Below are 20,335 nucleotides of genomic sequence, written 5' to 3'. Positions count from 1 at the left end.
TTACAGGCAGACGAACGGCCCCTTGCCAACCCGCGCCATGCCCTGCATAACCAATGCATGAACCTCCCTGCCCTGCATCACCCGGTCCTGGATCTGTTCCACCCCGCCGTTGGCCGCTGGTTCCGCCAGCGCTTCGCCACGGTCACCGACGCCCAGGCGCGTGCCTGGCCGCTGATTCACAGTGGCCAATCGATACTGCTCGCCGCCCCCACCGATTCGGGCAAGACCTTGAGCGCCTTTCTCGCGGTACTCGATGAGCTGTTTCGCCAAGGCCTGGAGCACGGCGGTGAACTGCCTGCGCAAACCCAGGTGGTGTATGTCTCACCGCTCAAGGCACTGTCCAACGACATTCGCCTCAACCTGCAGGTACCCCTCGAAGGGATCAGCCAAGCCCTCGAAGCCCAGGGCCTGAAGGCGCCATGCATCACCACGGCGGTGCGCACCGGCGATACTCCGCAAAAAGACCGCGCGGCCATGCGCAAACTGGCGCCGCACATCCTGGTGACCACCCCTGAATCGCTCTACGTGCTGCTCGGCTCGGGGTCCGGCCGTGCCGGCCTTGCGCAGGTGCACACAGTAATCGTCGATGAGATTCACGCGGTGGCCGGGAACAAGCGCGGCTGTCACCTGGCGTTGACCTTGGAGCGCCTGCAAGCCCTGTGCGGCAGGCCGCTGCGGCGTATCGGCCTGTCGGCCACGCAACGCCCGGTAGAGCGCGTGGCGCAGTTTCTGGTCGGCCATCAACGGCCCTGCGCCATCATCGATGTCGGCCATGCGCGCCAGCGTGATCTGGCCATCGAAGTGCCGCCGGTGCCGCTAGGGGCGGTAATGGCTACCGATGTGTGGAACCTGGTCTACGACCGCCTCGCCGTACTGGCCCGCGAACACCGCACCACGCTGATCTTCGTCAACACCCGGCGCCTGGCTGAGCGCCTGACCCGTCATCTGGGCGAGCGCCTGGGCAATGCGCGGGTCGCCGCTCACCACGGCAGCCTGGCCAAGGAACACCGGCTGATTGCCGAGCAACGGCTGAAGGCCGGCGAGCTGCAAGTGCTGGTCGCCACGGCGTCGCTGGAACTGGGCATCGACATCGGCGAGGTCGAGTTGGTCTGCCAGATCGCCTCGCCCGGCTCGATCGCGGGCTTCTTGCAGCGGGTCGGACGCTCAGGGCACCAAGTCGATGGCGTACCCAAGGGACGGCTGTTCCCGACCTCTCGCGATGACTTGATCGAATGCGTGGCCTTGCTCGATTGCGTGCGCCGGGGTGAACTCGATGAGTTGCACACACCCAAGGCGCCGCTGGATGTGGTGGCCCAGCAGATCGTTGCCGAAGTCAGTAACCAGCCGTGGTCCGAACAGGCCTTGTTCGACTGCCTGCGCCAGGCCCAACCTTTTGCCGAGCTGGACCTGCGCCATTACCAGTCACTGCTGCGCCTGCTGGCCGAGGGCTACAACGGCCGCCAGGGCGTGCGCGCCGCCTATGTCCACCGCGATGCGGTCAGCGGCATGTTGCGCGGGCGCCGGGGCAGCCAGCTGACCGCGCTGACCAGCGGCGGCACCATCCCGGAAACTGCTGACTATGCCGTGCTGCTCGAACCCCAGGCGTTGAACATCGGCAGCGTCAACGAAGACTTCGCAGTCGAAAGCATCGCCGGCGATATCTTCCAGCTGGGCAACGCGTCGTACCGCATCCTGCGCGTCGAGCCCGGCCGGGTCAGGGTCGAGGACGCCCATGGGCTGCCGCCGACCATTCCGTTCTGGCTCGGCGAGGCGCCTGGGCGCAGCGACGAGCTATCTACCGCAGTTGCCCGGCTGCAAGCCCGTATCGATGAGCAGCTGCAACTCAGCGGCGGCCAACCTGAGCCGGTCCGCCAGTGGCTGCAGGACAGCTATGAACTGCACCAGGACACCGCCACCCAACTGCTCGATTATCTCCAGCGTACCTGGCAGGTGCTCGGCGCCCTGCCCTCGCAGCAGACGCTGGTGATGGAGCGTTTCTTCGACGAGTCTGGCGGTACCCAGCTGATCATCCACTCACCCTATGGCAGCCGGATCAACCGCGCCTGGGGGCTGGCCCTGCGCAAGCGTTTCTGCCGCACCTTCAATTTCGAGCTGCAAGCTGCGGCGAGCGAAGACGCGATCATACTCTCGCTGTCGACCAGCCACAGTTTCGAGCTCGACGAAGTGTGGCGCTACCTGTCGAGCAAGAGCGCCGAGCCGATCCTGATCCAGGCCGTGCTCGACGCCCCGCTGTTTGGCGTGCGCTGGCGCTGGAACGCCGCGGTAGCCCTGGCCCTGCCGCGTTTCGTCGGCGGGCGCAAGGTGGCGCCGCAGATCCAGCGAATGAAGAGCGAGGACCTGGTGGCAGCCGTGTTCCCTGACCAGATCGCCTGCCTGGAAAACATCGCCGGCGAACGGCAGATCCCCGATCACCCGCTGGTCGAACAGACCCTCGATGATTGCCTGCACGAAGCGATGGACAGCGAGGGCTGGCTGGCCCTGCTCAGGCGCATGGAAAATGGCCAAGTGCACCTGCTCAGCCGTGACTTGCCGGCGCCATCGCCCTTGGCGGCAGCCATTCTCAATGCTCGTCCCTACGCCTTTCTCGATGATGCCCCGCTCGAAGAGCGGCGCACCCAGGCGGTGCTCAATCGGCGCTGGAACGAGGTGCACAGCAGCGACGAGCTTGGCGCACTGGATGCCGAGGCGATTGCCGCAGTGCAGGATGAAGCCTGGCCGCAACCGACCGGCAGCGACGAGATGCATGAGGCACTGATGAACCTGGGCGCCATCAGCCAGGCTGAAGTTGAAGGTAACCCTGGTTGGCAGGCACTGCTGCGCACCTTGGCCAAGGCCGGACGCAGCACCTGCCTGCATACGCCCGGCCAGCCACTGTGGCTGGCCCGCGAGCGCTTGAACCTGTTCACGGCGCTGTATCCGGGTGCTCGGCTTGAACCCTCTGTGGACCTGCTTGCTGGGTTCGACCAAGCCATAGATCCCGATACCGCACTCACCGAACTGCTGCGCGCCCGCCTCAGCGGCTTTGGCCCTCTGACGCTCTCGCAGATCGCCGCCCCGCTGGGCTTGGCGGAGTCGGACATCGAGCAGGCCCTGGCACGCCTGGAGCAGCAAGGCTATGTGTTGCGCGGTCACTTCAGCCCAGCCAGCCAGGCGCTGCAATGGTGTGAGCGCCACCTGCTGGCGCGAATTCATCGCTATACCGTCAAACGTCTGCGCCGAGAGATCGAGCCGGTCAACCTGCAGGACTTCATGCGCTTTCTGTTCGATTGGCAGCACCTGGCCAGCCAGGATCGCTTGCGCGGGCCTGAGGCGATCAGTGAAGTGCTGGGGCAGTTGCAAGGATTCCCGAGTGCTGCCGGTGCCTGGGAGGCGGACCTGCTGCCAGCGCGGATCAAGGACTACAGCCCACATTGGCTGGACGATGCCTGTCGTAGCGGGCAGTGGGCGTGGAGCCGGCTGGCGGCGACGGCGTCGAGCAGTACCCTGTCGAGCACGCCACTGGTGCTGCTGCCGCGTGAGCACTTGGGGCTGTGGCGCAGCTTGGCCAGTGCGCCTGAGGTGAGTGAGCTGGGGCCACGTGCGCAGCGGGTGCATGAGGCGTTGCACCGCCATGGGGCGTTGTTCTTCGATGAGTTGAGCCAAGAGGCCCACCTGCTGCCCAGCGAGTTGGAGTCCGCCTTGCAGGAACTGGTTGGCTCGGGTCTGGTCGGCGCCGATAGCTTTACCGGCTTGCGCAGCCTGATCACACCCGCCGCCAAGCGCTCATCGCGCATTAGCCGCCGTGGCCATCCGCCGATGTCCAGCAGCATGGCCCACGCCGGACGCTGGGCATTGCTCAGGCGCAATAGCGCCGAGCCCGATCACGATCAACGCCTGGAGCACATTGCCCGGGCGCTGTTGCGCCGCTATGGGGTGATCTGCTGGCGCTTGCTGGAGCGCGAAAGCGATGCGCTGCCGCCGTGGCGAGAGTTGCTGCGCTGTTATCACCGGCTGGAAGCGCGCGGCGAGATTCGTGGCGGGCGCTTCATCGCGGGGTTGGCGGGGGAACAGTTTGCCTTGCCCGACGCGGTCGGGCTGCTGCGCCAGGTCAGGCGGCGGGCGCTGGATGGCGAGCTGGTGATGGTCAGTGCCAGTGACCCGCTGAATTTGATTGGCACATTATTGCCTGGGAACAAGGTGCCTGCGGTGAGTGGCAATCGGCTGCTCTATCGCGATGGCCTGCCGGTGGCTGCGCGGGTGGCGGGCAAGTATGTGTTTTTGCTTGAGGCGCCTGCCGAGCAGGAGGCCTGGCGGCTGAAGTTGCTGCGTGGCTGAGGGCCTCATCGCGGCGCCCCGACTTGCCCCGCGATAGGGCCCTCGGCCATTGTCGACTAGCGCGCAGTGAACCCAGCAAAGCGCTTGTTGAACCCAGCCACTCGCCCTTCGACGGTGGTCTTGCGCTGCTGGCCGGTATACACCGGATGCGAAGCGCTCGACACATCCAGGGCCACGTACGGATAGCGCTGGCCATCGCTGTGCTGGTGGGTACGATCAGTATCAACGGTTGAGCCGATCAGGAAATACACGTCGGCAGCGGTGTCATGAAACAGCACTGGACGATAGGCTGGGTGGATATCAGGCTTCATGGCAAATGACCTCAATCGCTAAGTGATACTTTATAACATACTAAAGGCGAATGATTTTTGATACTGCAATTTTCATTTTTTCCGCTGCCGGCAAGGCTGGCCATTGGCTTGGTTAAAGGGCTATGGTCGGGGTTTGACCCAGGCCCTGAGCCTGACCGAGCCATCGCAAGGATTACGTATGAGCCTGTCACTTCTCAGTCGCTATGCCTTCTTCGCCGGGTGTGTGCTGTTCACCCTGGCCAGTCTGCCGCTGCTGCATCATGAATGGCTGTGGCCGTTCACCCTGACCACCGCCGTCCTCAGCTTGATCGGCCTGTTCGACCTGCTGCAAAAGCGCCATGCGGTGCGCCGCAACTATCCGATCCTGGGCAATATCCGTTACCTGGTCGAAGCCATTCGCCCGGAGATCCGCCAGTACCTGCTGGAGGCCGACAGCGATGCCCTGCCCTTCTCCCGCGCCCAGCGCTCGCTGGTCTATGCCCGCGCGAAAAACGAGGCATCGGACAAACCGTTCGGCACCCTGATCGATGTCTACGAGTCGGGCTTTGAATTCATCGGCCATTCCATGCGCCCGGCGCCGCTGGCCGACCCTGCCAGTTTCCGGGTGATCATTGGTGGCCCGCAATGTCGCCAGCCTTATTCAGCGTCGATCTTCAACATCTCGGCGATGAGCTTCGGCTCGCTCAGCGCCAATGCCATTCGTGCCCTCAACCAAGGCGCCAAACTGGGCAACTTCGCCCATGACACCGGCGAGGGCAGCATCAGCCCTTATCACCGCGAGCACGGCGGCGACCTGACATGGGAGCTGGGCAGTGGCTACTTCGGTTGTCGTACTGCCGATGGGCGCTTCGACCCCGAGCGCTTCGCCGAACAGGCGCGCAATCCACAAGTGCGGATGATCGAAATCAAGATGAGCCAGGGTGCCAAGCCCGGCCACGGCGGCATCTTGCCCAAGCACAAGGTGACCCAGGAGATTGCCGAGACGCGCGGCATCCTGATGGGCGAGGACTGCATCTCGCCGTCACGCCACAGCGCCTTCTCCACCCCGATCGAGATGATGCAGTTCATTGCCCAACTGCGTGAGTTGTCCGGCGGCAAGCCGGTCGGCTTCAAGTTCTGCCTGGGCCATCCGTGGGAGTTCATGGGCATCGCCAAGGCCATGCTGGAGACCGGCATCCTGCCCGACTTCATCGTCGTCGATGGCAAGGAAGGTGGCACCGGCGCGGCGCCAGTGGAGTTCACCGACCATATCGGCGTACCGTTGCGCGAAGGCCTGCTGTTCGTGCACAACACGCTGGTTGGCTTGAACCTGCGCGACAAGATCAAGCTCGGTGCCAGCGGCAAGATCGTCAGTGCTTTCGATATCGCCAGCGTATTGGCGATTGGTGCCGACTGGGCCAACTCGGCGCGCGGCTTCATGTTCGCCATTGGCTGCATCCAGTCGCAGAGCTGCCACACCAACAAATGCCCGACCGGGGTGGCCACGCAAGACGCCTTGCGCCAACGGGCGCTGGTGGTGCCGGACAAAGCCAACCGGGTGCTCAACTTCCATCACAACACCCTGCGCGCCTTGGCCGAAATGCTCGCTGCCGCAGGCCTGGATCATCCTGCGCAACTGGAGGCCAAGCACCTGGTGCGGCGCATTTCGGCGACCGAGATCAAGTTGTTCTCGCAGATGCATGTGTTCCTCAAACCGGGCGAGTTGCTTACCGGTGAGGTCAATGGTCAGTTCTATTCGCGTATGTGGCAGCTGGCCAGGGCGGACAGCTTCGAGCCGCACAGTGAGGTAGCGGCTTAGGGAGTTTGGGGCCGCTTTGCGGCCCCAAACTTGTTTACCTCAAGAAGCAGTACTCACCACCCCTTGCGCATCTTTGGGTGCCAGACGGAACATGTAGTACAACCCCGTCAGCAACACCAGGAACGCCGGGCCAATGTACAAGGCCACGCGAGTCTCCTCGAAGTACGCCATCAAGCCCACCACCAGCACCAGGAACGCCAGCGCCAGGTACGAGCTCAGCGGCCACAGCCACATGCGGTACTTAAGCGCCTTGCGCTCAGCGCTGCTAAGGCCAGCGCGGAATTTGAGCTGGGCCAACAGAATCATCACCCAGGTCCAGATCGCACCGAAGGTGGCGATCGAAGTCACCCAGACGAAGACTTTCTCCGGCACCAGGTAGTTGGCCAACACGCCCAACAGCAAGGCGGCAATCGACAGCAGCAGCGCATTGCGCGGCACGCCATTTTTCGAGGTACGGGCGAAGGTCGCCGGCGCCTGGCCGTTCTGTGCCAGGCTGTAGAGCATGCGCCCGGTGCTGAAGATACCGCCGTTGCACGACGACAGCGCGGCAGTGATCACCACGAAGTTGATGATGCCAGCCGCAGTCTTGATGCCCAGCCGCTCGAAGGTCATCACGAACGGGCTCCCCTGGCTGCCGATTTCGTTCCACGGGTAGATCGACAGGATCACGAACAGCGCGCCGACGTAGAACAGCAGAATGCGCCAGAACACCGAGCCGATCGCTTGGGGGATGGTCTTCTGTGGGTTGCGTGCTTCACCTGCTGTGAGGCCGATCATCTCCACACCCAGGTAGGCGAACATGACCATCTGCAGCGACATCAGCACACCGGTCACGCCATTGGGCATGAAGCCGCCGTTGCTCCACAGGTTGGAGATGCCCATGGCCACGCCGTCATTGCCCAGGCCAAAGGCGATGATGCCGATGCCGCCGAGGACCATGGCAATGATGGTGACGATCTTGATCAGAGCGAACCAGAACTCGAACTCACCAAAGGCCTTGACCGCGATCAGGTTGATCGCACCCATGCTGCCCAGCGCCGCCAGGGCCCAGATCCAGCGCGGCACATCGGGGAACCAGATGCCCATGTAGATGGCCACCGCCGTGATCTCGGCAACGCAGGTCACCAGCCACAGGAACCAGTAGTTCCAGCCGGTCAGAAAGCCCGCCAGGGGGCCGAGGTAGTCTTGGGCGTAGCGGCTGAAGGAGCCAGCGACCGGATTGTGCACGGCCATTTCGCCGAGCGCGCGCATGATCACCAGGATCGCAAGGCCGCCAATGATGTAAGAAATCATGATGGCCGGACCGGCCATTTCGATAGCTTTGGCCGATCCGAGGAACAGGCCGACACCGATACAGGCGCCGAGGGCCATCAGACGGATGTGCCGTTCGCCCAGTTCACGCTTGAGTGGGCCGCCTTGAGCGGTCTCACCATGGGCAGGGTGGTTGCCGACTGGCATAGCAATACAACCTCATTTTGTTATTGGATATGACCTTCGTGCAGCACCAGCCTCACCGATGAGCGGGGCGTCGTCTTGCCGGGCCAACCTCGTGGGTTGATCCGTCCACCCGCACCAGAGGCGCGGGCAGGGCGAAGGGGTCGAGCAGTATAGGAAGCCAACTGTAGGGCTTTTCACTATATAAACAGGGAAATTTGGCGAGAATTCTTGGCAAATTTCCCTTTTACCTAGTGTATTTTTGCCGCTGCTGCAGTGCTCATCGCAGCAGCCCCAAAATGGTGCAGCCACCCTAACAACTTCCACGCAAATTGGAAGCCGCACCAAAGCCTTATATTCCCACCGCAGATTCGGCCACTTCTTACAAAATTTTCACCAATTCCGGCCAACGTCTAAGCTTCAGACAAGTAAGACGAAATTACCTGGCCGGATTGAAGACTATGGGCGCACTGTGGCAATCGGAACCAACCAGAACGGACGCACCTGAAGCAAATCTGGCTGAAGCTCCGGCGCCAAAGACCCCTCGCCAGCGCCGGCTGTGGTGGCGGTTGATTTTGCTGATCGTGCTGGTGGCCATCGTCGCCATCGGCTTTGCCGCCTATGACGAGGTGCAGACCTCGAACTTGCAGTCACGCGAATTCAGCCGGCTGGCCAGCACCCTCACCTACTCGCTGGAGCCTGGCCCAAGCGATGCCATCGTCTACCCCGGCGAAGGTCCGTTCGACAAACGCTTGGGTTACAGCGCGCTGGGCGAATTCTTGCCGCGCCTGCTCAAGCGCGACTACCTGATCAGCGAGCAGGTGCAGTTCTCCCCGGCCCTGATGAACTACGTCGACCACGGCCTGTTCGTGCCTTACGTGGAAAAGATCCAGGCAGGCCTGTCGATTACCGACTGCCGGGGCGACACGCTGTACCAGTACAACTACCCACAGCACCTGTATCCGAACTTTGCCGCGATTCCGCCAGTGATCGTCAACAGCCTGCTGTTCATCGAGAACCGCGACCTGCTCGACCCGCACGACCCGCGCAACAACCCGGCCGTCGACTGGCCGCGCTTCGCCAAGGCGGCCTACAGCCAGGTGGCCAAGTACCTCGCCTTGCCGGGTCAATCGGCGGGCGGCAGCACCCTGGCTACGCAGCTGGAAAAATACCGCCATTCGCCAGATGGCCTGACCGTGTCGGGCGCCGAGAAAATCCGCCAAATGTTCTCGGCCAGCGTGCGCGCCTACCAGGGCGGGCCGGACACCACCGAAGCACGCCAGCGCATCGTGCGTGACTACCTCAACAGCGTGCCACTCTCGGCAGTGCCTGGGCATGGCGAAGTGCATGGCATGGCTGAGGGTTTGCGGGTCTGGTACGGCGCTGATTTCGACCAGGTAAACCAAGCGCTGGCGTCCACCGCCACCGACGAGGCCAGCATGGCCCAACGTGGCCTGGCCCTGCGCCAGGTGTTATCGCTGATGATCGCCCAGCGCCGACCTTCGCATTACCTGACCAAAGGCCGCATCGAACTGGCTGAACTGACTGATTCGCATATTCGCGTGCTCGCTGCCGCCAATGTCATCGAGCGACCACTGGCTGATGCGGCGCTGGCCAGCAAGGCGGTGTATCGCGACTGGGTGGCCCAGCCGACCATCGTGCCGATCGTCACCAACAAGGGCATCAGCCTGGCCCGCAACCGCCTGGCAGCGATGCTCAATCGCCCGCTGTATGACCTCGACCGCCTCGATCTGTCGGCCACCAGTACCCTGCAGGCCGACCTGCAGACGCAAGTCAGCCAATACCTGAAAAACCTTTCCGACCCGGCCTTCGCCGCGCAGATCGGGCTGATCGGCGAACGCTTGCTGACTACCAAGACCACCGACCAGGTGCGCTACAGCTTCACCCTGTTCGAGCGCACCGCCGATGGCTCGCGGGTGCGCGTGCAGACCGACAGCACCGACCAACCGTTCGACATCAACGAAGGCAGCAAACTGGAACTGGGCTCGACCGCCAAGCTGCGGGTACTGACTACCTACCTGGAAATCATCGCCGAGTTGCACGGCAAATACGCGGGCAAACCCGTCGCCGACTTGAAGAAAGAACCTGTCGCCGAGCTCGACCGGATCACCCAATGGTCACTGGAATGGCTGATCCAGAACAGCAAGAACCAGAGCCTGGACGCCATGCTCGACGCCGCCCTTGAGCGCAAGTACTCGGCCAATACCGGTGAAGCGTTCTTCACCGGTGGCGGCATGCATGTGTTCAACAACTTCCGCAAGGAAGACAACAGCCGCAACCCCACTCTCAAGGACGCGCTGCGCGAATCGATCAACCTGCCGTTCATCCGCCTGATGCGCGATATCGTCCGCTACGTGACCTACCAGCAGCCGTTCAACCGGGCACCGCTGCTCAAGGACGACTCCGACCCGCGTCGCCAGGAATACCTAGCGCGCTTCGCCGACCGCGAAGGCACCAACTACCTGATGCGGTTCTGGAAGAAGTACCAGCGTAAAACCTCCCAGCAGCGCCTGGACACCTTCCTCGACAGCATGCGCGTGACCCCGCAGCGTCTGGCTGCGGTGCACCGCTACCTGTTCCCCGAAGCCGGCCAGGAGACGTTCAACGCCTTCGTGCGCGCCCATAGCAAAGAAGACAAGAAGGCCCTGGCCAAGCTCACCGACGGGCGCCTGTCAGAGATGTACGACGCCTATGGCCCTGGCAAATACGACCTGCCCGACCAGGGCTACATCGCCAAGGTTCACCCCCTCGACCTGTGGCTGCTTGGATACCTGCTGAAAAACCCCGGGGCGACCCTGACCGAGATGGTCAATGCCAGCCGCTTCGAGCGTCAGGAGGTGTACAGCTGGCTGTTCAAGAGCCGCCACCAGGGCGCGCGCGACAGCCGTATCCGCACCATGGTCGAGATCGAGGCGTTTCTCGACATTCACCAGCGCTGGAAACGCGTCGGCTACCCGTTCGATCACCTGGTGCCCTCGCTGGCCACTGCCATCGGCAGCTCGGGCGACCGCCCAGCGGCACTCTCAGAACTGGTCGGGATCATCCAGAACGATGGCGTGCGCCTGCCCACCTTGCGCATCGACACCCTGCACTTCGCCGCCGACACCCCCTATGAAACCAAGCTGATCAGCGACCCGGACCGCGGCCAGCGAATCCTCCCAGTGGAAGTTGCCCGGGCGCTCAAAGGCGCCCTGTCGCAAGTGGTCGATGCCGGTACCGCGCGGCGTATCTCCGGCAGCTTCAAGCTGCATGACGGCACCCCGCTGGTGATGGGCGGCAAGACCGGGACCGGTGACAACCGCATCGAAAGCTTCGGCGCCGGCGGCCGGCTGATCGGCTCGCGCTCGCTCAACCGCACCGCCACCTTTGTGTTCTACCTGGGCGACAACCACTTCGGCACCCTCACCGCGTTCGTCCCAGGTCGCACGGCAGAAGCCTTCACCTTCACCTCGGCATTGCCGGTGCAGGTACTCAAGGGCATGGCACCGATTCTCATGCCATACCTGGAGCCGGGCAGCGCAACCGAGTGCAAAGCACCGCAAATGGCTATGCGTGCAAATGCCCCCTAGATAAGTACTCATCGGAAAGTTAGATGAGAATCATCAGCCTCTAGGGCTTGTCTTGCGATATATCTTAAGTAATATCTAACGATATATCGCAAAGACGAGAACCCTCCCATGCGTGACCATGATCCTTTCGAACGTCGCCCCGGCCGTGGCGAACGCGGCCCTCGGGTATTCGCCCCGGGCGACCTCAAATTGCTACTGCTGGCGATGCTTGCCGAGCAACCTGGCCATGGCTATGACCTGATCCGCCAGATCGAAACCCTGTTCGACGGCAGCTACAGCCCAAGCCCAGGGGTGATCTACCCCACCCTCAACTTCCTTGAAGAAGCAGAGCTGATCACCGGCCAAATCCAGGGCAGTAAACGTCTGTACGTCATCACCGACGCAGGTCGCACCGCCCTGATCGAGCAAGCCGTCGCCCTCGATGGCGTGCGCATGCGCATCGAAGTCAGCAAACGCGCCCTGCGTGGCCACGACCGCCCGCCAGAAATCCATGAAGCGGTCGGCAACCTGCGCCATGCCTTGCACATGCACAGCGGCTGTTGGACGCCTGAAGAGATCGAGCGGGTGCGCAACCTGCTCAACGACACCGCCAAGGCCATCGCCGCCGGCCCGGCCAATTCCATTACGGAGAACACCCCATGAGCGACACCATTCACCGCGTCAACCATGAAATCAAACAGCGCCGTTTGCAGGTTCTGCGGGTCACCGAACTGACCCCACGCATGCGCCGGATTACCCTCGGCGGCCCAGAGCTGCAAGGGTTCATCAGCCTCGGTAGCGACGACCACGTCAAGCTGTTGTTCGCCATGAGTGCACAAGAGCAAGCCGCCATCGAAGCGCGCAACCTTGGACGTGACGGCGGTGCCCGGCCAACCATGCGCGAATACACCCCACGGCGGGTCGACCTGGCGGCGGGAGAACTGGACATCGACTTCGTCCTGCACGGCGATGGCCCTGCCTCGACCTGGGCTGCGCAGGCTGTGCCTGGGCATGAGCTGAACATCGCCGGGCCACGGGCGTCGATGGTGGTCCCGGACATTTTCGACAGCTACCTGCTGATCGGAGACGAGACTGCAATCCCGGCCATTGCCCGCCGCCTGGATGAACTGCCCGCTGGCCGTCAGGTGTTGGCCGTGATCCAGATCGAGGACGAACAGGAGCGTCAGCCGCTGCCGAGCAAGGCTCAGGTCGAGGTGATCTGGGTGCGCCGACATGACGAAGACCTGCTGGCATTGCTGGAGAACTTGGCACTGCCGCAAGGCAAGCTGTACAGCTGGGTCGCCCTGGAAAAAACCCTCACCCGCCAGGCCAAAGCGTTGCTGCTGGCCAAGGGCGCACAGGAAGACGCACTGAAGGCCGCCGCTTATTGGCGTGCAGATGCCAGCGCTGACGACGAGTGATCGCTCAGCGCGAATGCGCCCTGGCTTCGGCCAGGCGCCTGCCTTGCCAGCGGTCCAGGCCCAGGATCAGCAGGCCTATCCCCCAGAACCCCGCCAATACCGCCAGAGCATTGACCAGCACTTGCGCATAGCCAAGCTCGGCAACATCGATGAACGGATACGGGTACACCCCGATCTCATGCCCGCGCCACAAGGCAAAGGCAAAGTACAACGCCGGATACAGGCTCCACAGCCCCAGGTGCCAGACGCGCAGGCTGCCCTTGGGCACCACCCGCCACCAATACACCACGAACAGCAGCGGCATCACGTCGTGCAGCAGTTCATCGGCCAGCCATTGCCACCCCTGCGGGTGCCACAAGTGGCGCAGCAACAGGCTATAGGCCAAGGCCACCAAGGCGATGCTGGCGGCAATCCCTGAGCTGACGGCGGGCGACAGAAACCAACGCTTGGCGGCAGACGGGTGGCCGAAGGCTGCATAACTGAGCACGCTGGCAACCAAGGTGTTGGTCAGTACCGTGAAAAACCCGAAGACATTGATCAACCCGCCGATCAGGCTGGCCTGCTCGTGCCAGCGCGCCAGCAGCACCAGGTAGACCTGCACGCTCAGGCCGCTCCAGCCGAGGATTGCGGCCAGGCTCAACCAGGGATGACGAGGCATTCAGCCTTTGCGCTGCAGCTTGATGTACAGGTGCTCGACTTTTTCCCGCGCCCACGGTGTCTTGCGCAAGAAGGTCAGGCTCGACTTGATGGTCGGATCGCTCTTGAAGCAGCGAATGTCGATGCGCTCGGCCAGGCCCTGCCATTGGTAGTGCGCGACCAGCTCGGTAAGGATCTGCTCCAAGGTCTTGCCGTGCAGCGCGTTGTGGTTGGCCGTGCTCATGCCAGTGCTCCCGCGAAGAAAAGATGCGCACATTACACGAGTGTAGTGGGCGGTGGCGGTATTCGAGCGCTGTACCCGGCATGCCGGCCCTATCCCCCCCTGCGACTTGCGCCGCGAAAGGGCCGGCAGCAACACAGAAGATCCTCTGGCCAGACCGAGATTCCCTGTGCTGAAATAGTAATGTTATATTGTAACCATACCAATACCTGCCAAGGATCGTCTTTTCCCATGCTGTGCTCCTCATTGCGCCTCTCCCCCCTCGCCGCCGCGCTATGGCTCGCCTCCACGCCCAGCCAGGCAGTCGAACTGGAACCCCAGGTCATCACCGCCAACCCGCTCGGCAATACCCAGCTGGCCGCGCCCAGCACTGTCCTGGAAGGCAACGACCTGCTGCAACAGCAGCATTCGAGCCTCGGCGAAACCCTCAACAAGCAGCCCGGGGTCGCCTCCACCTGGTTCGGCCCCGGGGCCAGTCGTCCAGTGATTCGCGGCCTGGATGGCGATCGCATCCGCATCCTGCGCAATGGCGTCGGCGCCCTGGATGCCTCGTCGCTGTCCTATGACCATGCGGTGCCGCTCGACCCGGTCACGGTCGAGCGGGTCGAGATCGTCCGCGGCCCCGCCGCCCTGCTCTACGGCGGCAATGCCATCGGCGGCGTGGTCAACACCTTCGATAACCGCATCCCCGATGCACCCATCGAGGGAATTCATGGTGCGGGCGAGCTGCGCTACGGCGGCGCCGACACCACCCGCAGCAGCGCCGGCAAGCTTGAGGCCGGCAACGGCGCCTTCGCCCTGCACCTGGATGCCAACAGCCGTCAGTTCAATGACCTGCGCATCCCCGGCTACGCGCGCAGCTCGAACGTGCGCAACGCCGAGGAACCTGGCAGCAAGCACCGCCTGGAAAACAGCGACGGTCGCCAGGACGGCGGCGCCATTGGCGGTTCCTACCATTGGGATCACGGTTACACCGGTCTGTCCTACAGCCGCTATGACAGCAACTACGGCTCGGTGGCCGAGCCTGGCGTACGCCTGGACATGCAGCAGGATCACTACGGTTTCGCCTCGGAGCTGCGCGATCTCGAAGGGCCGTTCAGCTCGGTCAAGGTCGACGCCGGCTACACCGACTATCAGCACCGCGAGATCGAATCTGGCGAGGTTCACACCACCTTCAAGAACAAGGGCTACGAGGCGCGTATCGAGGCGCGGCACCAGCCGCTCGGGCCGCTCGAAGGGGTAATCGGCGCCCAGCTCAGTCGCAACGAGTTTTCTGCCCTGGGCGAAGAAGCCTTCGTCCCGCATACCGATACCGACAGCCTGGCGCTGTTCCTGCTTGAGCAGTGGCAGGCCAGCGAGCGTCTGAACCTGAGCTTCGGGGCGCGCCTGGAGCACACCCGGGTAGATCCCGATGCCAAGGGCAATGAAGACTTCACCGGGGCCGACAGCGCCAGCAGCTTCAACGCAGTGAGCCTGTCGTCCGGTGCGGTGTACCAACTCGATCCGGTCTGGTCGCTGGCGGCCAACCTCGGCTATACCGAGCGCGCCCCGACCTTCTACGAGCTGTATGCCAACGGCGCGCACGTCGCCACTGGCGCGTATGAGGTGGGCGATCCGAACCTGAACAAGGAAAAAGCCATCTCCGGCGACCTGGCGCTGCGGTTTGACAACGGCACCCACAAGGGCAGCGTCGGCGTGTTCTACAGCCACTTTCGTAACTACATCGGCCTGATCGGCAGCGGCAACCTGCGCGAAGGCCACGATCACGGCCATGAAGAACACGACCACGATCATGACCACGATCACGGCGACATCCCCGAGTACCTCTACCAGGGCGTGCGCGCACGCTTCTACGGCATCGAGGCGCAAGACCGCTGGCAGTTGACCGAGAACCGTTATGGCAGCTTTGCCCTGGAATTGTCGGGTGACTACACCCGCGCCAAGAACCTGGACAGCGGTGAGCCTCTGCCGCGTATCGCGCCGCTGCGCTTGAACAGCGGCTTGGTCTGGGAGCGGGATCGCTGGCAGGCTCGGGTCGACGTGCAGCATGCCGCCTCGCAGCATCGCAAGCCGTCCAATGAAACCCATACTGACGGCTATACCACCCTAGGGGCCAGCGTGGGTTATCGCTTCGATATCGGTCAGAGCCAGTGGCTGGCCTTCGTGCGCGGCGAGAACCTGACCGATCAGACGGTGCGCTATGCCAGCTCGATTCTGCGCGACATCGCTCCAGCGCCCGGACGCAGTGTCGAGGTGGGCTTGCGGACCAGTTTCTGATGCTGACGCGGGAGATTCGAACGTAGTTTCTGCGTCGACCGCTTCGCGGGCAAGCCCGCTCCCACAGGTACAGCGCGGCTCTTGGGAACTGCGCGGTCCCTGGGCAACTGTTCGCTCTGCCAGCTCGCGTCTGGGTGCAAGCCCGCTCCTACTGGTACACCACGGCTCTTGGGAGCTGCGCGGTCCCTGTGGGAGCGGGCTTGCCCGCGAAGAGGCCGGCACAGACACTGTGATCATTGACCTAAGAAATGGCCCAACAAAGCCATTATTACCCCCTCGGCAATAATTCCCTGCGACAATTTGTCTTTTTTTCTTACAACTTCCCCTATATCCTCCCCGCCGCAAGCTGAATCGCTTCATCCGTACCATCCGATGCCTTTTCCATTGAAGAGCCCGCTCTTCGATGCGCTTGCGTATTTTTCAATAATCAAAAGATAGCGCTATCTCATGCTCCAGCTGCCTAAAACTCGATACTCCGGCCTTGCCCTGGCCACCCTTCTCAGCGGCCTGTCGACCACCGCTAGCGCCAGCGAATTGTTTGCCAGCGACTCGCCGTGGATGCTCGGCGACTGGGGCGGCACCCGTACTGAACTGCTGGAACAAGGCTACGACTTCACCCTCGGCTACACCGGCGAGATGGGCAGCAACCTGCACGGCGGCTATGACCACGACCGCACGGCGCGCTACAGCGACCAGTTCACCTTTGGCAGCCACCTGGACCTGGAAAAGATCCTCGGCTGGCACGATACCGAGGTGCAGCTGACCATCACCGAGCGCCATGGCCAGAACATCAGCAATGACCGCATCAACGACCCACGCGTCGGCGGTTTTACCTCGGCCCAGGAAGTCTGGGGCCGCGGCCAGACCTGGCGGCTGACCCAGATGTGGATCAAGCAGAAATACTTCGACGGCGCCCTGGATGTGAAATTCGGCCGTTTCGGTGAAGGCGAGGACTTCAACAGCTTCCCCTGCGACTTCCAGAACCTGGCGTTCTGCGGCTCGCAGGTGGGCAACTGGGTCGGCGGCATCTGGTACAACTGGCCCGTCAGCCAGTGGGCACTGCGTGTGCGTTACAACCTCAACGACTCGCTGTACGCCCAGGTCGGGGTGTTCGAACAGAACCCGTCCAACCTTGAGTCGGGCAACGGCTTCAAGCTCAGCGGCAGCGGCACCCAAGGCGCGGTGATGCCGATCGAACTGGTCTGGAGCCCACGGGTCAATGGCCTTAAAGGGGAATATCGCGCCGGCTACTACTACAGTAATGCCAAGGCTCAGGACGTATTGAAGGACAGCAACGGTCAGCCGGCCGCGATCAGCGGCGCGGCCTACCGCAGCAGCTCCAGCAAACATGGCTTGTGGCTTGGCGTCCAGCAGCAGGTCACCTCGCTGGCATCCGACCAGTCGCGCGGCCTGAGCATGTTCGCCAATGCCACCGTGCACGACAAGAAGACCAATGCCATCGACAACTATGTTCAGGCTGGTGTGGTTTACAAGGGGCCGTTCGATGCCCGCGCCAAGGACGACATCGGTTTCGCCCTCGCTCGCGTGCACGTCAATCCCGGCTATCGCAAGAATGCCCGCCTGGCCAACCAGGTGGCGGGTCTCGATGACTACGACAATCCAGGCTTCCTGCCCGTGCAGGACACCGAATACAGCGCCGAACTCTATTACGGCATCCATCTGGCCGACTGGCTCACCGTGCGTCCCAACCTGCAGTACATCCGCCATCCGGGCGGGGTGTCGCAGGTCGATGATGCGCTGATCGGCGGCCTGAAGATCCAAAGCAGTTTCTGAACCCACCCTTTGACCTAACGGAGTACCTATTGATGAGCACTGACAGTGCCAAGAATGGAACCCGCTGGCTCCCGCGCCTTCTGGGCGTGCTGCTATTGCTGATGGGCCTGGCCCTGCTGGCTGGCGGCATCAAGCTGAGCCAGCTGGGCGGATCCCTCTACTACCTGATCGCCGGCCTTGGCTTTGCCGTGTCTGGCGCCCTGCTGCTGGCCAAGCGCCGCATCGCTCTGGGCCTGTACGGCCTGGTGCTGCTCGGCAGTACCGTCTGGGCCTTGTGGGAAGTGGGCCTGGACTGGTGGCAACTGGTGCCGCGCCTGGCCATCTGGTTCGCCATCGGCGTGCTGTTGCTGCTGCCATGGGCGCGCCGCCCGCTGATCGGCCCAGCCACGAAGATCAACACCGCCCTGCTCAGCGTGGCCGTGGTCGCTTCCGGCGCCACCGCCGTGGCCAGCCAGTTCACTCACCCAGGCGAAATCCGTGGCGAGCTGAACCGCGACAGCAGCGAGATGGGCAGCGCCGCACCGGCCATGCCGGACGGTGAATGGCAGGCCTACGGGCGTACCGAGCATGGCGACCGCTACTCGCCACTGCGCCAGATCACCCCACAGAACGCCTATCGTCTGGAAGAAGCCTGGCGCATCCGCACCGGCGACCTGCCAACCGACAACGACCCGGTGGAACTGACCAACCAGAACACCCCGTTGAAGGTCAACGGCATGCTCTACGCCTGCACCGCGCACAGCAAGCTGCTGGCCCTGGACCCGGATACCGGTGCGGAAATCTGGCGCTTCGACCCACAGGTCAAGAGCCCGACTGGCACCTTCAAGGGCTTCGCCCACATGACGTGCCGGGGCGTTTCGTACTACGACGAAAATCGCTACGTCAGCCGTGACGGCAGCCCAGTGCCGAAGATCTCCGACGCCGGCCAAGTGGTTGCCCAGGCCTGCCCGCGCCGCCTGTACCTACCGACCGCCGATGCCCGCCTGATCGCCATCAACGCCGACAACGGCAAGGTCTGCGAAGGCTTCGCCAACCAGGGCGTGATCGACCTGACCACCGGCATCGGCCCATTCACTGCCGGTGGCTATTACTCCACCTCGCCTGCGGCGATCACCCGTGATCTGGTGATCATCGGCGGCCATGTCACCGATAACGAGTCGACCAACGAGCCGTCGGGCGTGATCCGCGCCTACGACGTGCACGACGGTCACCTGGTGTGGAACTGGGACAGCAACAACCCAGACGACACCACGCCTCTGGCTCCCGGCAAGATGTACAGCCGCAACTCGGCCAACATGTGGTCGATCGCCAGCGTCGATGAAGACCTGGGCATGATCTACCTGCCACTGGGTAACCAGACGCCCGACCAGTGGGGCGCTGACCGCACCCCAGGTGCCGAGAAGTACAGCGCCGGTATCGTCGCCCTCGACCTTGCCAGCGGTAAGGTGCGCTGGAACTACCAGTTCACCCACCACGACCTGTGGGACATGGACGTCGGCAGTCAGCCAACCCTGATCCACCTGAAGACCGACGATGGCGTCAAGCCTGCGGTGATCGTTCCGACCAAGCAGGGCAGCCTGTACGTACTGGACCGCCGCGACGGCACGCCGATCGTGCCGATCCGCGAGATCCCGACGCCGCAAGGCGCGGTCAAGGGTGATCACACCGCACCGACCCAGGCCCGTTCGGACCTCAATTTGCTCGGCCCGGACCTGACCGAACAGGCGATGTGGGGCGCTACCCCGTTCGACCAGATGCTCTGCCGGATCCAGTTCCGCAGCCTGCGCTACGAAGGCCAGTACACCCCGCCGTCCGAGCAAGGCAGCCTGATCTACCCAGGCAACGTCGGTGTATTCAACTGGGGCAGCGTCTCGGTCGACCCGGTGCGTCAGCTGATGTTCACCTCGCCCAACTACATGGCCTTCGTCTCGAAAATGGTTCCACGCGAGCAAGTCGCCGCGGGCAGCAAGCGCGAGAGCGAAACCAGTGGCGTGCAGCCCAATACCGGCGCGCCGTATGCGGTGATCATGCATCCGTTCATGTCGCCACTGGGCGTGCCGTGCCAAGCACCGGCCTGGGGCTACGTGGCAGCCATCGACCTGTTCACCAACAAGGTCGTGTGGAAGCACAAGAACGGCACCACCCGCGACAGCACCCCAGTGCCAATCGGCATGCCGGTCGGCGTACCAAGCATGGGCGGCTCGATCGTCACCGCCGGTGGCGTTGGCTTCCTGAGCGGCACCTTGGACCAATACCTGCGCGCCTATGACGTGCACAACGGCGAAGAGCTGTGGAAAGCCCGTCTGCCGGCAGGCGGCCAGGCCACGCCGATGACCTACACCGGCAAGGATGGCAAGCAGTACGTCCTTGTGACGGCTGGCGGCCACGGCTCGCTGGGCACCAAGATGGGTGACTACATCATCGCTTACAAACTCGCCGAGTAAGCGATTGCCCGGCGTCAGTGATGACGCCATCGCGGGGCAAGCCCGCTCCCACGCTTCCATTGACACCGGCAGCGT

At 63.2% G+C, this 20,335-nt stretch carries 12 protein-coding genes; 8 read left to right on the top strand and 4 right to left on the bottom strand.

From position 1 onward, the window contains the following. Positions 1-57: 57 nt before the first annotated feature. Positions 58-4,335 carry a DEAD/DEAH box helicase gene (locus tag ACI2JX_RS11910; RefSeq protein WP_404690128.1) on the top strand — a complete coding sequence of 1,426 codons (4,278 nt, stop codon included), beginning with the start codon at positions 58-60 and terminating at the stop codon, positions 4,333-4,335. A gap of 56 nt (positions 4,336-4,391) precedes the next feature. Here ACI2JX_RS11910 and ACI2JX_RS11905 read toward each other — a convergent pair whose 3' ends face one another. Then, positions 4,392-4,646 carry a type B 50S ribosomal protein L31 gene (locus ACI2JX_RS11905; protein ID WP_368971383.1) on the bottom strand — a complete coding sequence of 85 codons (255 nt, stop codon included), beginning with the start codon at positions 4,644-4,646 and terminating at the stop codon, positions 4,392-4,394. Positions 4,647-4,824: 178 nt separating this feature from the next. On the opposite strand from ACI2JX_RS11905, the gene ACI2JX_RS11900 reads away from it, so the two are divergent. Further along, a complete protein-coding gene (locus ACI2JX_RS11900) occupies positions 4,825-6,444 on the top strand; it encodes an FMN-binding glutamate synthase family protein (protein WP_368971382.1) in 1,620 nt (539 codons plus the stop codon). A gap of 39 nt (positions 6,445-6,483) precedes the next feature. Here ACI2JX_RS11900 and ACI2JX_RS11895 read toward each other — a convergent pair whose 3' ends face one another. Continuing rightward, complete coding sequence (locus tag ACI2JX_RS11895; RefSeq protein ID WP_368971381.1) at positions 6,484-7,902, bottom strand: amino acid permease; 1,419 nt, start codon at positions 7,900-7,902, stop codon at positions 6,484-6,486. Between the two features lie 437 nt (positions 7,903-8,339). Here ACI2JX_RS11895 and ACI2JX_RS11890 point away from each other — a divergent pair, with 437 nt between their 5' ends. The 3 genes from ACI2JX_RS11890 (at position 8,340) to ACI2JX_RS11880 (ending at position 12,868) form a co-directional block, all read left to right on the top strand. Beyond that, complete coding sequence (locus tag ACI2JX_RS11890; RefSeq protein ID WP_264236310.1) at positions 8,340-11,468, top strand: transglycosylase domain-containing protein; 3,129 nt, start codon at positions 8,340-8,342, stop codon at positions 11,466-11,468. A 108-nt stretch (positions 11,469-11,576) separates the two neighbouring features. Continuing rightward, positions 11,577-12,110, top strand: coding sequence for a PadR family transcriptional regulator (locus ACI2JX_RS11885; protein ID WP_404690127.1), 534 nt, complete (start codon positions 11,577-11,579; stop codon positions 12,108-12,110). Beyond that, a complete protein-coding gene (locus tag ACI2JX_RS11880) occupies positions 12,107-12,868 on the top strand; it encodes a siderophore-interacting protein (protein WP_264236308.1) in 762 nt (253 codons plus the stop codon). Before ACI2JX_RS11885 ends, ACI2JX_RS11880 begins: the two co-directional genes overlap by 4 nt. Before the next feature lie 4 nt (positions 12,869-12,872). Here ACI2JX_RS11880 and ACI2JX_RS11875 read toward each other — a convergent pair whose 3' ends face one another. Then, positions 12,873-13,526, bottom strand: coding sequence for a Pr6Pr family membrane protein (locus ACI2JX_RS11875; protein ID WP_264236307.1), 654 nt, complete (start codon positions 13,524-13,526; stop codon positions 12,873-12,875). Further along, the gene (locus ACI2JX_RS11870; RefSeq protein ID WP_186556180.1) at positions 13,527-13,748 is read right to left on the bottom strand and encodes a VF530 family DNA-binding protein; all 222 of its coding nucleotides are present in this window, start codon (positions 13,746-13,748) and stop codon (positions 13,527-13,529) included. Between the two features lie 228 nt (positions 13,749-13,976). Between ACI2JX_RS11870 and ACI2JX_RS11865 the strand changes: the two genes are divergently transcribed. From ACI2JX_RS11865 to ACI2JX_RS11855, 3 genes are all read left to right on the top strand, one after another. Then, positions 13,977-16,022: a TonB-dependent receptor gene (locus ACI2JX_RS11865; protein WP_368973651.1), complete on the top strand. Its 2,046-nt coding sequence runs from the start codon at positions 13,977-13,979 to the stop codon at positions 16,020-16,022. A gap of 447 nt (positions 16,023-16,469) precedes the next feature. After that, positions 16,470-17,816 carry a carbohydrate porin gene (locus ACI2JX_RS11860; protein ID WP_404690126.1) on the top strand — a complete coding sequence of 449 codons (1,347 nt, stop codon included), beginning with the start codon at positions 16,470-16,472 and terminating at the stop codon, positions 17,814-17,816. A 32-nt stretch (positions 17,817-17,848) separates the two neighbouring features. Further along, a complete protein-coding gene (locus tag ACI2JX_RS11855; protein WP_404690125.1) occupies positions 17,849-20,260 on the top strand; it encodes a glucose/quinate/shikimate family membrane-bound PQQ-dependent dehydrogenase in 2,412 nt (803 codons plus the stop codon). Positions 20,261-20,335 lie beyond the last annotated feature (75 nt).

It is taken from the genome of Pseudomonas sp. NPDC088890 (assembly GCF_044900155.1).
In the GTDB taxonomy this organism is placed as follows: Bacteria; Pseudomonadota; Gammaproteobacteria; order Pseudomonadales; family Pseudomonadaceae; genus Aquipseudomonas; species Aquipseudomonas urmiensis.
Note: the sequence above shows the minus strand (reverse complement) of the source record. Positions and strands in the feature narration are given on the sequence as shown.

Coding starts and splice junctions, on each gene's coding strand:
- ACI2JX_RS11910 (WP_404690128.1), top strand. CDS start 58: ATGAACCTCCCTGCCCTGCATCACCCGGTCCTGGATCTGTTCCACCCC.
- ACI2JX_RS11905 (WP_368971383.1), bottom strand. CDS start 4,646: ATGAAGCCTGATATCCACCCAGCCTATCGTCCAGTGCTGTTTCATGAC.
- ACI2JX_RS11900 (WP_368971382.1), top strand. CDS start 4,825: ATGAGCCTGTCACTTCTCAGTCGCTATGCCTTCTTCGCCGGGTGTGTG.
- ACI2JX_RS11895 (WP_368971381.1), bottom strand. CDS start 7,902: ATGCCAGTCGGCAACCACCCTGCCCATGGTGAGACCGCTCAAGGCGGC.
- ACI2JX_RS11890 (WP_264236310.1), top strand. CDS start 8,340: ATGGGCGCACTGTGGCAATCGGAACCAACCAGAACGGACGCACCTGAA.
- ACI2JX_RS11885 (WP_404690127.1), top strand. CDS start 11,577: ATGCGTGACCATGATCCTTTCGAACGTCGCCCCGGCCGTGGCGAACGC.
- ACI2JX_RS11880 (WP_264236308.1), top strand. CDS start 12,107: ATGAGCGACACCATTCACCGCGTCAACCATGAAATCAAACAGCGCCGT.
- ACI2JX_RS11875 (WP_264236307.1), bottom strand. CDS start 13,526: ATGCCTCGTCATCCCTGGTTGAGCCTGGCCGCAATCCTCGGCTGGAGC.
- ACI2JX_RS11870 (WP_186556180.1), bottom strand. CDS start 13,748: ATGAGCACGGCCAACCACAACGCGCTGCACGGCAAGACCTTGGAGCAG.
- ACI2JX_RS11865 (WP_368973651.1), top strand. CDS start 13,977: ATGCTGTGCTCCTCATTGCGCCTCTCCCCCCTCGCCGCCGCGCTATGG.
- ACI2JX_RS11860 (WP_404690126.1), top strand. CDS start 16,470: ATGCTCCAGCTGCCTAAAACTCGATACTCCGGCCTTGCCCTGGCCACC.
- ACI2JX_RS11855 (WP_404690125.1), top strand. CDS start 17,849: ATGAGCACTGACAGTGCCAAGAATGGAACCCGCTGGCTCCCGCGCCTT.